Raw genomic sequence first — 14,720 nt, 5'->3', positions numbered from 1 at the left:
TGCAAAGCAACGCAAAAGTCGACCTTTTGTTTACCGATGTGGTGATGCCCGGTGAAACCACCAGCCGGGAGCTCGCCGAAAAAGCACTGGATTTGCGTCCGGGATTGTCGGTGCTGTTCACCTCTGGTTTCGTGCAGGATTCCATTGTCCATGGCGGGCGCTTGGATGCCGAAGTGCAGTTGCTGGTGAAGCCCTATACCCAAGCCACGCTGGCGCAGAAAATCCGTGATCTGCTCGGCACCGCCGGGGCGGAAAAGGTTTCCTTTCCGCCCGATGTCGTACCATCCGCGGCGCATTCGAAAATAGCTCTTGATTACCCCGAAAAAGCCGCGCCGGTGCTGATCTGTGAGGATGACGTACTGATCCGGATGAACATCGCGGAAGTGCTGCGCGAGCATGGCTATCAGGTGTTGGAAGCCGGAACCGCGAAAAAAGCGTTGGACATGATGGCGGCGGAGCCGGTGTCACTGCTGATCACCGATATAGGGTTGCCTGACCAGACCGGCGAAGAACTGGCGCGGTTGGCGCGTGAAATTACCCCAAAATTGCCGGTGATCTTTGCGACAGGCGGCGTCGACGTGCCCTCCGCCGCCACTCTGGGGAACTGCAAGATCTTGGGGAAACCCTTTTCCGACAATGCGTTGCTGATCGAGGTCGCTGCGTTGTTTGATCGCGGCGCGGCACTTGAGGATACCGCGACCCTGTGATTTCGTCTGCTAGGCTGTCTGCGGCACCGCTGTTGATCTTGCGTCCGGTTCAACCTTTTCGTGGAACTTTTGCCACTCTCGCAGGTTCTGATCCTGTGGCCACTGGATAGGGGAAGTCCGATGTTGGCAAAATCATTACCTCCGCAGGGGGCGGCAAATGCCCTCTTGGACACAGTACTCGACCGGGTGATACTGTCCCAGTCCCTCGCGCAGAACCACAACGGGTCGGTAAGCGCGGGGCTCAAAGGTTCTGCGGCTCCCGAAGCTCCGTTGGCTGATCAAGTTAAAATGATTTCGCGAAATCCCGATTGTCCGGTTGCACAGCCGGACCTATCGTTCATGGCGCGCAATGCGTCTGGCTGAGCGGTGATGGTTTCGGGCGAAGGATTTGCAGCTTGCAAGCTATTCCCGATGCTCTCCTTACGCCCCTGCGTGCGTCCAACCATGGAAGCGACAGGATGATGATCCGCGAAGAGACACGACAAGATTGAACAGGTATCCCGATGGCGTGGCTTGATTTTCTGGACCGAAGACCGTTTCGAACCCTCGCCGATGCGTCGCCTGTAGAAAAGGCATATCATTCAGTCGACCAGTTGGTTGAGTGTGGTCGCGCACTTGCTTCATCGGCTGCCGGCGGCATGCCGGACCTCAAAAGCGCGTCGTTTCGGGAACATCTCGAAGCGGACCGATTGCTGATATCGGACGCTTATCGCGCCAATCTTGCTGCCAATGCTTCCGGTGATCTGATCCCGCCTGCGGCTGAGTGGTTGCTCGACAATTATCTGCTGATCGCGGAAAGCGTCGCGCAGGTGCGCCGGGACTTGCCGCCGCGTTTCTACGGGCAATTGCCTGTTGTCGAATTGGCGAATGGCACCCGCATTCCGCGCGTCATGCAGATAGCTTGGCATTTCGCGCAACACTCCCTGTTCGAACTGTCACGGCAACGATTGTCGGCGATCATCGACGGATATCAGGAATGCAGCCCGCTGAAGATCGGTGAGTTGTGGGCCACGCCAGCGGTTCTGCGGTTCGTTCTGGTGGATGAGCTTGCGCGCATCGTCGAAAGCATTGAGCAGGCGCGCGTGATGCGCGGACATGCGAATGATCTGGCCGATGTTCTGGCCCGCAACGAATTGGCCCGCAATGATTCGGCACGAAGCGAAGGATCTGGTGATGCGGCGCTCGACCTTGCGCAATATGTTGACTACACGGCTGACGATGCTTTTGCCGGACAACTGCTTTACCGGCTGGGCGGCAGCAGCGCGGTCATGCGCGAAACCCTCGACTGGCTGGAATCCAACCTGGAGGCGCGCGGCAGCAATTCGGATGAGGCTCTGATTGCCGAACAGAACCGCCAGACCGCTGCCAATGTGCGCATAGGAAATGTCGTTCGCAGCCTGCGGACGCTGAATGATATCGACTGGGCGGATTGGCTGGTCGCGGTCAGCGTGGTTGACGCTGAACTTCGGCAAGGCTCGGATTTCGCGGCCCTCGATTCCCGCTCGCAAACCCAGTACCGCCGCGCGGTGGAGGAGCTTTCGCGCTGGTCGGGCCGCGATGAGGTCGATGTCGCAAAAGCAGCGTTGGATCTGGTCGCGGCGGGGCAAAGCGGGACGGTGATCGCGGATGTGGGTTCGTTCTTCATCGGCCCGGATCGGCCGCAGCTTGAGCGGGCGCTGTCGGCAAAGGTGCCGCTGCGAGCGGCGCTCGGGCGTTGGGTCAAATCCCTCGGATGGCTGGCGATTGCGGGTCCTGTAACGGCGATCACGCTCGCGCTCGTCGCATTGGCCTTTGCGGCGCTTGAAAGAGGCCCATCGGGGAGCACCGTGACGTTGACGCTGACACTGCTGGCATTGCTGCCTGCAAGTGAAGCGGCAATCGGTCTGTTCAATACACTGGTCACAATGTCTACGGGGCCAACGCGGCTGGTGGGATACAAATATGAGGATGGGATACCCACGAAGGCCCGCACCATGGTCGCTGTGCCCTGCCTGATCGGATCGCGGGATATGATCGACGATCTGGTCCGCACTTTGGAGGTTCACCACCTATCAAACCCGAAAGGCGAAATTACTTTTGCCTTGCTCAGCGACTGGCCGGACAGCGCGCATGAACGCAGCGAAGAGGACGACGCCTTGCTGGCCCATGCGCGGCAAAGGATTTCCGACCTGAACCACAAATATGCACAGCTTGGCCGCCGCCGGTTTTTCCTGCTGCATCGCGCCCGCCTTTACAATCCCGGCCAGGGCGTGTGGATGGGATGGGAGCGCAAGCGTGGCAAGTTGATGGAACTCGACGCGCTGTTGCGCGGGGATACCGAGACCACCTATCTGCCGAATGATGACCCGCTGCCCGATGACGTGAAATACATCATGACACTTGATGCCGATACACGGATGACGCGGGACGCAGTGACGCGGTTGGTCGGCAAGATGGAGCATCCGCTGAACCACCCGCAGATTGACGCAGAAACCGGCACCGTCCGGCGCGGCTATGGCGTGATGCAACCCCGCGTAACGCCCTCGTTGACCACGGGAAAGCAGGCTTCGGTGTTTCAGCGCGTGTTCTCGCTGGATCGGGGGTTCGACCCCTATGCCTTTGCGGTTTCGGATGTCTATCAGGATCTGACCGGCGAGGGTTCGTTCACCGGCAAGGGGCTTTATCACATCGACACTTTTCGCGCGATGGCGGCAGAGGGGATCGCCGAGAATGCGGTGTTAAGTCATGATCTGCTGGAGGGCGGATTGGTGCGCTGCGCTTTGGTCACCGATGTCGAACTGGTGGAAGATTTCCCGATCCGCTATGAGGCGGAGGTTGCACGCCAGCACCGCTGGACGCGCGGCGATTGGCAGTTGCTGCCATTCCTGTCAGGTGCGCGTTTGCCGATGTCTGCCTTGCAACGCTGGAAGATCATCGACAACCTGCGCCGCAGCCTTGTTCCGGTCGCTTGGGTCGGCGCCTCCGTCCTTGGCTGGATCGTGCTGGGCACCCGCGGCGTGGTTGTCTGGCAGGCTTTCCTCATCCTCAGCCTGTTCATTTCCCCGACCCTCGGCCTGATCCGGGAGGTGCTGACCGCGCCGCAAGGGGCGGCCCCGCTGGCTTATTTCCGCACCCTCGCACATCTGATCTCGGCCAACACATCGCAAGTCGTGCTGCGCATCGCGTTCATCGCCCATACCGCGACGGTCATGGTTGACGCGATCCTGCGCACGCTCTACCGCCTATTGCTGAGCCATCGCAATATGCTCGAATGGCAGGCATCGGGTGCTGCTCCGCGTTTCGTTCGCACCTCACCTTTCGCCTATTGGGTCTCGATGCGCTGGTCGGTTGCGATCAGCCTCACCGCCGTTGCGGTGGTGTTTGTGCTGCACGGCTCCTGGCCGGTCGCGATTTATTTCGGCATCCTGTGGACAGCCGCGCCGTTCATCGCGTGGTGGATAAGCCGCTCTGCCGAAACCGAGGATCAGCTTTTCGTCACAACCGCCGACCGCGCGACACTGCGACAGATCGGGCGCCGCACATGGACCTATTTCGAAGCCTTCGTGACCGAGGAACACAACTGGCTACCGCCCGACAATTATCAGGAAATTCCGGTGCCTACGGTCGCGCCACGCACCTCGCCGACCAATATCGGGCTTTATCTGTTGTCAGTCGTTGCGGCGCGTGATCTCGGCTGGATCGGGTTGGTCGATACGGTCACACGTCTGGAACGGACGGTCGAGACGATGGGGCGGCTGGAAACCCATCACGGCCATTTCCTGAACTGGTATGATACGCGGCGGGCGGCTCCGCTATCGCCGCGCTATGTCTCCACCGTGGACAGCGGCAATCTTGCAGGGCATCTGGTCGCGGTTTCCGCAGCCTGTCGCGATTGGGCCGAAGCCTTCGTGGCCTATCAGGTTCTGGGGCTTGACGGCCTGGGCGATTGCGCCGGTGTCCTTGAAGATGAGATCAACGCGATCCCGGATGATCGCCGGACCATGCGCCCCTTGCGGCATCATCTGACGCAACGGCTCGCGGATTTCCAATCCGCATTGGACGTTCTGAAGCAGAAGCCGGAACTGGTTTCGGTTCGCGTGCTGGGTCTGTCGGTGATCGCGGCGGAAATCGAAACCATGGCGCGGGACTATGACGGCGAAATCGCCTCCCCCGCCAGCCGGTCGGTCGTGGACTGGGCGCAGGCGCTGGTGCGCGACTGTCAGGCGCATATCGCCGATGCCACCATGTCACGCGAGCTGCGCAACGAAATGCGCCGCCGGCTGGAAGCGGTCGCACAGAAAACCCGTGAGATGGCGTTCAAAATGGATTTTGCGTTTCTGCTGCGCCGCGAACGGTTGCTGCTGTCGATCGGCTACCGCGTCGATGACGACAGGATGGACGAATCCGTCTATGACCTTCTGGCGTCCGAGGCGCGGCTGACCAGCTTTTTCGGCATTGCGAAAGGTGATCTGCCGACCGAACACTGGTTCCGCCTTGGGCGGCCCATCGTTCCGGTTGGTGCGCGCGGGTCGCTGATGTCATGGTCGGGGTCAATGTTTGAATACCTGATGCCGACACTGGTGATGCAGGAACAACAAGGCGGCATCCTGAACCAGAGCAACCGGTTGTCGGTGCGCCGCCAGATCGACCATGGCCGTCGGCGCGGCTTTCCTTGGGGCGTATCCGAAAGCGCGTTCAATGCGCGTGACCCGGAGATGACCTATCAATACCAAACCTTCGGCGTCCCCTCGCTCGGGATGAAGCGCGGGCTTGCCAGTCAGGCCGTGGTCGCGCCATATGCCACGATCCTTGCCAGCCAGTTCCGTCCCGCCGCTGCGGTCGCCAACCTGGCGCGGTTGCAGGGTCTCGGCGCAGTGGGGAAATACGGCTTTTATGACGCGGTGGATTTCACCCCTGCCCGCGTGCCGGAGAATGAAAGCCATGTGCTGGTGCGCAACTTCATGGCGCATCATCACGGTATGTCGATCACTGCCATTTGCAATGTCGTGCATCAGGGCCGATTGCGCGAACGCTTTCATTCGGATGCGGTGATAGAGGCGGCGGAGCTTTTGTTGCAGGAACGCGCCCCGCGCGCAGTCCCGCGCAAGATCGCACGACTGGATGCCGAACCCGTCCGGGGCCGGGCCGAATTGTCGGCACGCGAAAACACGACAATCGAAAACCCCTCGGCACAGCCCAACGCGGCGGCCTTGCTGTCAAACGGGCATTATTCCCTGCTGCTGTCGTCTCGCGGCGCGGGGCGCGCAACGTGGAACGGTCAGGCTGTGACCCGTTGGCGGCCCGATTGCGTCGAACCGGGGTCCGGGCCGTTTATCTTCCTGCGTGATACCGAAACCGATCAATGGTGGTCAACAACCGCCGATCCGCGCGGCATTTCCGGCGCCGCGACCCGGACCGTGATCTCCGACAGCAAGGTGGAGTATCATTGCCATACGGCCAAGCTCAGCGCGCGGGTGGATGTGATCGTCAGCAGTGATCGCGACGCCGAAGGCAGGCGGCTGACGCTGACCAACACTGGATCGCGCGACCGGCTGATCGAGGTGACTTCCTACGCGGAGCCCGTGATCGGGCCTGCCGATGCCGATTTCGCGCATCCGGTGTTTTCGCGCATGTTCCTGCACACCGAGATTGACGCAAACCGGCGGGTCATCCACGCCCGGCGCAATCCGCGCACCGGTCAGGAGCCGGCGATGCGGGTCGCACATATGATGGTTGACTGCGGTGCCGCGGTGGGCGAACCGCAGGCGGAAACCGACCGGCGGCGGTTCGTCGGACGGGGGCGCAGCCTTGGCACTGCGGCGGCGTTTGATCCGGGCGCCCGACTTGAGGGAACCGACGGTTTCACGCTTGATCCGGTTTTTGCCTTGCGCCGGACGGTGCTGGTTCCCGCCGGGCAGAAAGTGCGGCTGATCTTCTGGACCATCGCGGCCCCGAGCCGTGCCGAAATCGACGAAGCCGTTGCCTACTTTACCCATGAGGAAATCTTCGCCTATGAGGCGATGCAGGCCTGGACCCGGTCGCAAATCCAGTTGCGCCACGCCAACAGCGACCTGACCGAGGCGGTGCTGTTCAAGCGGCTGGCTTCCTATCTCATCTGGCCCGACCCGGTGCTGACGGAATCGGCGGAGATTGGTACAGCAGCACCACAATCCGCACTATGGCCGATGGGCATTTCCGGCGACCATCCCATCATGGTGCTGCGCATTGATGCAGTCGACGACATCGCGGCAGTGCAGAAAGCACTGCGGGCACAAAACTATTTTCATGGCCGCGGATTGGCGACCGATCTCGTGATCATCAATGAACGCGGTGCCTCCTATGTGCAGGATCTGCAAACGATGATCGAGGCGATTGCCGAAAACACCCGCGCGCGCAGTCAGGTGCCGTCGTCGCGCAACCATATCTTCACACTGCGCCGCGATACGCTGGCGGATGTCTCATATGACGCACTTCTGGCAGCTGCGCGGATCGTTCTGCATGCCCGCAACGGCGCGCTTTCGGCCCAGATTGACCGGGCAGAGGCGCTGGCCGACCTCCAGATCGGCGCGGCCCCGGCATCGGAGCCAGCCGTTCCCGTGCGGCGGCCGGTTTCACCCATCCCACCCACGCAGGCCGGCAACCTTTTGTTCTGGAATGGGTATGGTGGTTTCTCGGACGGTGGGCGCGATTATGTCACGTCTGGGCAGCGGCGAGGCGACCCCGCAACCGTGGATCAACGTCATTTCCAACGGTGATTTCGGCTTCCATGTCTCGGCAGAGGGTGCGGGTTTCACATGGAGCCGCAATTCGCGTGATCACCACCTGACGCCGTGGTCCAATGATCCGGTGACGAACCGACCGGGTGAGACGATCCATCTGACCGACCTTGACAGCCTTGAGGTCTTCACTCCCTTTGCTGCGCTCTCGTCTCGGCCGACGCTGCATTTCGAGGCCAGCCACAGCGCGGGGCTGTCGCGCTTCACCGGCACCGATACCGGTTTGGTCGTTGAGGCGACGCAGATCGTTGACCCCACCGATCCCATCAAATTCACGCGGCTTTCGGTTACCAACACCGGGGCGAAACCACGTCGGCTACGGCTCTATTGTTATGCGGAATGGGTGATGGGCAACAACCGCGACAAGACAGTGCCAATGCTGCGCACCGATGAAAGTGACGGCATCCTGATGGTCGAGAACCCGTTTTCAACCCAGTTTCCCGGACGCATGGCATTTCTGACCAGCGATGCGCCGCTGTCTTCGTTCACCATGGATCGCGTGGCTTTTCTGGGCAGGGGATCAACGCTGCTGCCTGACGCCGTGGCCCGTGGCATGGCACTTTTCGACGCAAAGACGCCGATCGGTGATCCTTGTGCGGCGCTGGCCATTGATCTTGAAGTCGCCGCTGGTGCAAGCCGCACCGTGACGTTGTTGATGGGCGATGCCGCAGGCCGCCACGCGGCGATTGCGTTGGCGCACAAGCATCGGCGCGCGGGTTGTGATGGGGTGATGGCGGCGACCACACAGGAATGGGATGATTTCCTGAACGTGCTGCACGTCACCACACCGGACCCGGCATTTGACATCATGGTCAATCGCTGGTTGCCCTATCAGACGCTCGCGTGCCGGTTGCGGGCGCGGTCGGCGTTCTATCAGGCCAGTGGTGCTTACGGGTTTCGCGACCAGCTTCAGGATACGCTGTCGCTAATGCTGCATGACCCCTCACTGGCGCGCGAGCAGATCCTTCATGCGGCGGGTCGACAGTTCCCGCAAGGCGATGTCCAGCACTGGTGGTTGCCGGAAACCGGCGCCGGCGTGCGCACGATGATTTCCGATGATGTGGTGTGGCTGACCTATGGCATCACGCAATATATCGACAGCACCGGCGACACCGCGATCCTTGATGAGGTGTTGCCGTTCCTGACCGGCCCGGAACTGGAGGCAGGCGAACATGACCGGTTCTTCCAGCCCGAAACTTCCGATCAGACCGCGAGTGTCTTTGAACATGCCGCCCGCGCGCTTGACCTTGCCATCAAAAGGACGGGTGAGCGCGGTTTGGCCCTGATGCTGGGTGGCGACTGGAACGATGGCATGAACCGCGTCGGCGAAGATGGTCGCGGCGAAAGCGTCTGGCTCAGTTGGTTTCTGGCCCATGCGCTCGATGTTTTCTCCCCGGTCGCCGAGGCGCGGGGCGAGGCGGAGCGCGCGGGGCGCTGGCGCGACCATCTGGCAAACCTCAAGCAGTCCATCGAAAGCTCCGGTTGGGATGGTGCGCAATACCGGCGTGGTTATTACGACGACGGAACGCCTTTGGGCTCACAGCAAAGCGACGAATGCAAAATCGATTCCATCGCGCAATCGTGGAGCGTGATGTCCGAGCAGGGTGATCCCGCGCGACAAAACGCCGTGATGGATCAGGTACTCGAACATCTGGTTGATGATGATGCCGATATCGTCCGCCTGTTCACCCCACCCTTCGCCGATACCCCGAAGGAGCCTGGCTATATCAAAGGCTATCCGCCCGGTGTCCGCGAAAACGGTGGCCAATACACCCATGCGGCGACCTGGGCGGTCTATGCGCTCGCGATGCTCGGGCGGGGCGATGATGCGAAACGATGCTTCGACATGCTGAACCCGATCAACCATTCCCTGACCCACGATGCCGCCGATCACTACCGGGTGGAGCCTTATGTCGCCGCCGCCGATATCTACGGCGCGGATGACAAGATCGGGCGCGGCGGCTGGACCTGGTACACTGGCTCGGGCGGTTGGCTTTACCGCGCGGCGGTGGAGGCGATCCTCGGCATCCGCAGGCGCGATGGCCGTCTGTTTGTCACCCCGATGCTGCCGTCAAACTGGCCCGGCTTTGAGGCGACGCTGCTGCTGGAGGGTAAAACCTTCCGGATTGTCGTGGCCGGGGGCGTGGCGCGCATCAATGGCGAAACCGTCGATGCAACCAAAGGATTTGCGCTATGACGAAGCAGAATAACTTTTTCCTGCGGCCATACATCAGGACGATATTGGCCTTTTCTACCGTGCATCTCTGCCGTCGCCACGACCATCCTTCGCTGAAAGGAGCCCATCATGTCTGCAACATTCACCTGTGATCTGACCGCGCCATCGCAACCCTTCCCCCACACATGGGAGCATTGCGTCGGCAGCGGTCACGCGCTGCTTGCCCTGCGCGCGGATTGGCAACGCGATCTTGTGCGCTGTCACGCAGACCTCGGCTTTCGCAATGTCCGGTTTCATGGACTTTTGTCGGATGATGTCGGCACGTTAACGGATCAGAACGACCAGCTTCTCTACTCTTTCCACAATGCCGATGCGATCTTTGACTTTCTGCTGTCAAAGGGCATGAAACCCTTTGTCGAACTCAGCTTCATGCCGCTTGCCCTGTCGTCGGGCGGCGATATCGTGTTCCATTACAAGGCCAACATCACCCCGCCGAGGGATTATGGCCAATGGGCGGAACTGATCGGGCGGCTGGTGCGGCACTGGACGGAACGCTATGGCGCAAAGGAGGTTCGTTCCTGGCATTTCGAGGTTTGGAACGAACCCAACCTTTCGGCATTCTGGACCGGGACACAGGCGGACTACTTCCAGCTTTACCGCGTGACGCGGGAGGCGATCAAAGCGGTGGACGCCAGTTTGCAGGTCGGTGGTCCGGCAACATCCTCCAATTCGTGGATCGACGATTTCCTGAAGTTCTGCGCCGACAATGATGCCGCGCCCGATTTCGTCAGCACCCACCATTATCCCACCGATGATTTCGGCAAACCCGGCGATGATACCGAAGCACAACTCGCCGCGAGTCATCTCGGCGTATTGGCCGAACAAAGCGCTGCGGTGCGGGCCAAAATCGGCGATCTGCCGCTGTTCTACACCGAATGGAGCACCTCATCGAACCCGCGCGACACGCTGCACGATGATCCCTATGCCGCCGCATATATCGTCCGGGCGGTGATGGAGCAGCAAGGCATCGTGGATGCCTACAGCTATTGGACCTTCTCAGACATCTTCGAGGAAAACTATTTCCCCTCTGCGCCCTTTCATGGTGGTTTCGGGCTGATGAACATTCACGGCATCCCGAAGCCAGCCTATCGTGGATATGAAATTCTGCACGATTTGGGCGACCGGATTCATGCAGTGACAGGCACGCATGAGACGGTGAAGGCATGGGTTGTCAGCGGCAGGAACCGTGTCTCGGTGCTTCTCGTCAATCTCGCGCTGCCGCGTCATGCGATCTCGACCGAGAAGGTCACGCTGCACCTGACCGGTGCCAATGGACCAAGCAAGGCGCGCATCCGCCGCATCGACGCGGACCACGCCAACGCAAAGGCGCATTGGCAGGCAATGGGTGCACCGGATTATCCAACGCCCTCCGACGTGGCGGAGTTGCAGAAGGCCTCGCAACTGGTCTGGCAACCACAAAAGGTCGACCCGAAGGGCGGGCAAGTCACAATGGATATCACGGTGCAGCCGCAATCCGTCACCCTGATCGAACTTGATGGCGAGGGAGGCTAGGCGTTGACTTTGGCCGACCTTGAGGATGACGCGCTGCTCGATACGCTCCAGCAGGCTGCATTCAACTGGCTGGTGGAAAATGTGAACCCCGAGAACGGGTTGGTTCCCGACAATTCCGACCCCGGCGCGCCGTGCAGTATCGCGGTTGTCGGTTTTGCGCTGTCGTCCTGGCCCGTCGGGGCCAGTCGTGGCTGGATCAGCCGCGATCACGCGCGCGCGCTGACCCTCGCCACGTTGCGCTTTTTCATCAGCGCCGAACAGGGTGGCGACCATCGCGGCACCGGGCATCAGGGCTTCTTTTATCACTTTCTTGATATGGAGCACGGCTGCCGGGTCTGGAATTGCGAATTGTCCCTGATCGACACCGCGCTTTTGCTGGCAGGGTTCGAAACCGCCGCCTGCTATTTCGACGCCGACACGCCCGAGGAGGCTGATATCCGCCGCCTCTCGCGCGCGCTGCTGGCAGCCGTGGACTGGACATGGGCGCTGGATCAGGGCGGAACCCTGTCGCAGGGCTGGCATCCCGAAACCGGCTTCATCCGCTATGACTGGGAAGGCTATTCCGAGGCGCTGATCCTGTATGTTCTGGCGTTGGCATCCGACACCCATCCGATCCCGCGAGACAGCTATCAGGCATGGCGTGTCACCTATCAATGGGAACAGATCTACGGGTATGACGTGCTGTATGCCGGGCCGCTTTTCATCCACATCTTTTCCCATGCCTGGCTGGATTTCCGCGCGATTTCTGACGGGTTCAATCACGAAAAACGGGTTACATATTTTGAGAATTCCGCCCGTGCCGTGCAGATACAAAGCGAATACGCGCGGATCAACCCGCGCGGGTTTGCCGGGTACAGTGCAGATTGTTGGGGTTTCACCGCTTGTGACGGCCTCGGCGGGCCGATGGACAGCGCCGACGATATCGGGCGTTATTTCCTGTCCTATTCGGCAAGGGGTGCGCCATATGGGCCTGATGACGGGACCATCGCGGGTTGGGCGCCGGCGGCGGCGTTACCCTTCGCGCCCCGCACCGCAATGAGTGCTTTGCGCGAAATGCTGCGGCAGTATCCGGGCATGATGCGCGACAATCGGTTTTTGGGTGCCTTCAACCCCAGTCTGCCCGGCGATGGTCCGGAAGGTTGGGTTTCGCCACGGATTTACGGGTTGGATCAGGGGCTGCTGGTCCTGATGCTTGAAAACCATCGAAGCGGGGAAATCTGGGCGCTGATGCGCCACTCGGCGCTGTGCCGCCGTGGACTGCGGCGCGCCGGGTTCAAAGGGAGTTGGCTCGATGGATAACCCGATCAGCGAACCTGCCAGTCCGACAAGTTTCGACCATGACCCGACCGACCCCCGGCGTGAGCTGGAACGCAACCTGCGCCCCGCCAACTGGCAAAACCCCGACCCTGCGAAGTGCTACAACCTTGCGGTGATCGGCGCAGGCCCGGCAGGATTGACCGCGGCGCGGATTGCCGCCCGGCTTGGTGCGCGTGTCGCGTTGATCGAGGCGGGGGCGATCGGGGGCGATTGCACCAATATCGGCTGCGTCCCGACCAAGGCCATCATCCGCAGCGGGCAAGTGTTTTCCGATATGCGTCACGCGAGTCATTTCGGCGTCCATGCCCCGGATACAATATTCGATCCGGCCCTGGCGCTTGCCCGTGTGCGCAAGGCACAGGCGCGGATAAGCCGGATGGAATCGGCTGACCGGCTGCGCTCTGAGGGGATTGACGTTTTCTTCGGAAATGGCTGCTTTGCGAACCGTCGCTCACTTCGCGTTGGCGATCAAACCATCCGTTTTTCCCGTGCCATCGTCGCAACCGGCGGTGCTTTGCGCCAGCCGGATGTGCCGGGTCTGCAAGACATCGGCTATCTGACCGTGGAGACATTGTTCAATCGCGATACCCTGCCCAAAAGCATCATGGTGATCGGTGGTGGCCCATTGGGGTGCGAAATGGCGCAGGCTCTGTGCCGTCTCGGCGTCAGGGTTGTCCTTATCCAGAACGCCCCGAAGTTCCTGCCGCGTGAGGAGCGGGACGCGGCACAATTCCTGTCTGAATCGCTGGCCCGCGACGGGATCGAGATTCATCTGAACACCACAGCCGTCGGCGCACGACAAACCGCGCAAGGCAAGGAAATTGCGTTGACCACCGGCGGCGACCCCTTTTCGATTACGGTGGACGAGGTGTTGACCGGCGTGGGTCGCACCCCCCGGATTGTCGGCCTTGGCCTTGAGGCGGCAGGCGTGGCCGCCGATCCCGAAACCGGGATCAGGGTCGATGACCACATGCGAACCAGCAACCGGCGCATCTTTGCGGCGGGCGATGTGTGCGGTGGCTTCATGTTCACCCATGTTGCCGATGCGGCGGCGCGTCTTGCGGTGCGCAATGCGCTTTTCTTCGGGCGTGGGCGCTACAGCCGCCTGACAATCCCGTGGTGTACGTTCACCGATCCGGCAATTGCGCATGTCGGGCTTTATGTCGATCAGGCGATCAGCCAGGGGATCGCGGTCAAGACCTACACGGTCCTGATGCATCAGGTTGACCGCGCCGTGACGGATGGTGAGGAAACCGGCTTTGTCAAAATCCATGTCCGTCAGGGAACCGACCGCATCATCGGTGCCACCGTCGTCGCCCGCCACGCAGGCGAGATGCTGAATGAGATCACCTTGGCGATGCAGCGCCGCATCGGGTTGCGCGCCTTGTCCGGTGTGATCCACGCCTATCCGACGCAAAGTGCGGCAATCAAATCCGCCGCCGATGCCTGCCGCGCGGATCGTTTGACACCCCGCCTGCGGCGGCTTTCGGGTTGGTGGATGTCGCTGATGCGGCGCGCGGGGTAGCGCATCGTCGGCACGGCGACCCGTCAGAGGCGCGCAACGGTTCGGTTGCGGTTTTTCAAGATCCCGGATTCGGTGATGATCTCCGAAACCTGATGTTCGCGGCGGTATGCCATGACATGAATGCCCGAAATGCCCGAAACCTCACGCATGGCCTGAATAAGCTCAATGCACAGCTTTTTGCCTTCGTCGGCGGGTTTGGCTGCCTTTTCCAACCGTTCGATGACGTGATCGGGGATATGAATGCCCGGCACGTTTGAACGCATCCAGCGTGCCGCCTTGGCAGAGGCAAGCGGGCCGACCCCCGCCAGAATAAAAACCCGCTTGTCGAGGCCAAGATCGCGGACGCGCGCCATGAATTTTTCAAACGATGGCATGTCAAAGATGTAATTGGTCTGGATGAACTCCGCCCCCGCCTCCACCTTCTTGCCAAGCCGTTCCGGTCGCCAGTCATAGGGTGGCACGCAAGGGTTTTCCGCCGCACCAAGGAACATGCGCGGCGGGCTGGAAATGCGCCGCCCAGACAGCAAAACGCCGTCATCCCGCATGGTGCGGATAGTGCGCAGCAGCGTCAGGCTGTCGAAATCAAACACCGGCTTTGCCCCCGGCTGGTCGCCGACGCCAACCCCGTCCCCCGTCAGACACAGCACATTGCGGACCCCCATCGCGGC

7 protein-coding genes are annotated in these 14,720 nt (G+C 61.1%); 6 read left to right on the top strand and 1 reads right to left on the bottom strand.

Features of this window, described 5'->3' with window-relative positions; translation table 11 throughout:
- The 6 genes from L0H65_RS04735 to L0H65_RS04710 form a co-directional block, all read left to right on the top strand.
- Nucleotides 1-707, top strand: a 707-nt coding sequence (locus tag L0H65_RS04735; protein ID WP_301457682.1) for a response regulator, incomplete at its 5' end; no start/stop codon positions are given.
- A 638-nt stretch (nucleotides 708-1,345) separates the two neighbouring features.
- Nucleotides 1,346-7,441: a glucoamylase family protein gene (locus tag L0H65_RS04730; RefSeq protein ID WP_301457681.1), complete on the top strand. Its 6,096-nt coding sequence runs from the start codon at nucleotides 1,346-1,348 to the stop codon at nucleotides 7,439-7,441.
- The gene (locus tag L0H65_RS04725; RefSeq protein ID WP_301457680.1) at nucleotides 7,377-9,659 is read left to right on the top strand and encodes a hypothetical protein; all 2,283 of its coding nucleotides are present in this window, start codon (nucleotides 7,377-7,379) and stop codon (nucleotides 9,657-9,659) included. Before L0H65_RS04730 ends, L0H65_RS04725 begins: the two co-directional genes overlap by 65 nt.
- A gap of 108 nt (nucleotides 9,660-9,767) precedes the next feature.
- Nucleotides 9,768-11,210: a glycosyl hydrolase gene (locus L0H65_RS04720; RefSeq protein ID WP_301457679.1), complete on the top strand. Its 1,443-nt coding sequence runs from the start codon at nucleotides 9,768-9,770 to the stop codon at nucleotides 11,208-11,210.
- 3 nt (nucleotides 11,211-11,213) lie between these two features.
- Nucleotides 11,214-12,509, top strand: a complete 1,296-nt coding sequence (locus L0H65_RS04715; RefSeq protein WP_301457678.1) for a glucoamylase family protein — start codon at nucleotides 11,214-11,216, stop codon at nucleotides 12,507-12,509.
- Nucleotides 12,502-14,052, top strand: coding sequence for a mercuric reductase (locus L0H65_RS04710; RefSeq protein ID WP_301457677.1), 1,551 nt, complete (start codon nucleotides 12,502-12,504; stop codon nucleotides 14,050-14,052). Before L0H65_RS04715 ends, L0H65_RS04710 begins: the two co-directional genes overlap by 8 nt.
- 23 nt (nucleotides 14,053-14,075) lie before the next feature.
- On the opposite strand, the gene L0H65_RS04705 is transcribed toward L0H65_RS04710, so the two are convergent.
- Nucleotides 14,076-14,720: methylenetetrahydrofolate reductase (locus L0H65_RS04705; protein ID WP_301457676.1), on the bottom strand; the 645-nt coding region annotated here is incomplete at its 5' end.

It is taken from the genome of Pseudorhodobacter sp. (genome assembly GCF_030452865.1).
Lineage (GTDB): Bacteria > Pseudomonadota > Alphaproteobacteria > Rhodobacterales > Rhodobacteraceae > Pseudorhodobacter.
Note: the sequence above shows the minus strand (reverse complement) of the source record. Positions and strands in the feature narration are given on the sequence as shown.

Bases quoted from the DNA above. Each gene is read 5' to 3' on its own strand.
- L0H65_RS04720 (WP_301457679.1), top strand. From the start codon at position 9,768: ATGTCTGCAACATTCACCTGTGATCTGACCGCGCCATCGCAACCCTTC.
- L0H65_RS04710 (WP_301457677.1), top strand. From the start codon at position 12,502: ATGGATAACCCGATCAGCGAACCTGCCAGTCCGACAAGTTTCGACCAT.
- L0H65_RS04730 (WP_301457681.1), top strand. From the start codon at position 1,346: ATGCCGGACCTCAAAAGCGCGTCGTTTCGGGAACATCTCGAAGCGGAC.
- L0H65_RS04725 (WP_301457680.1), top strand. From the start codon at position 7,377: ATGTCACGTCTGGGCAGCGGCGAGGCGACCCCGCAACCGTGGATCAAC.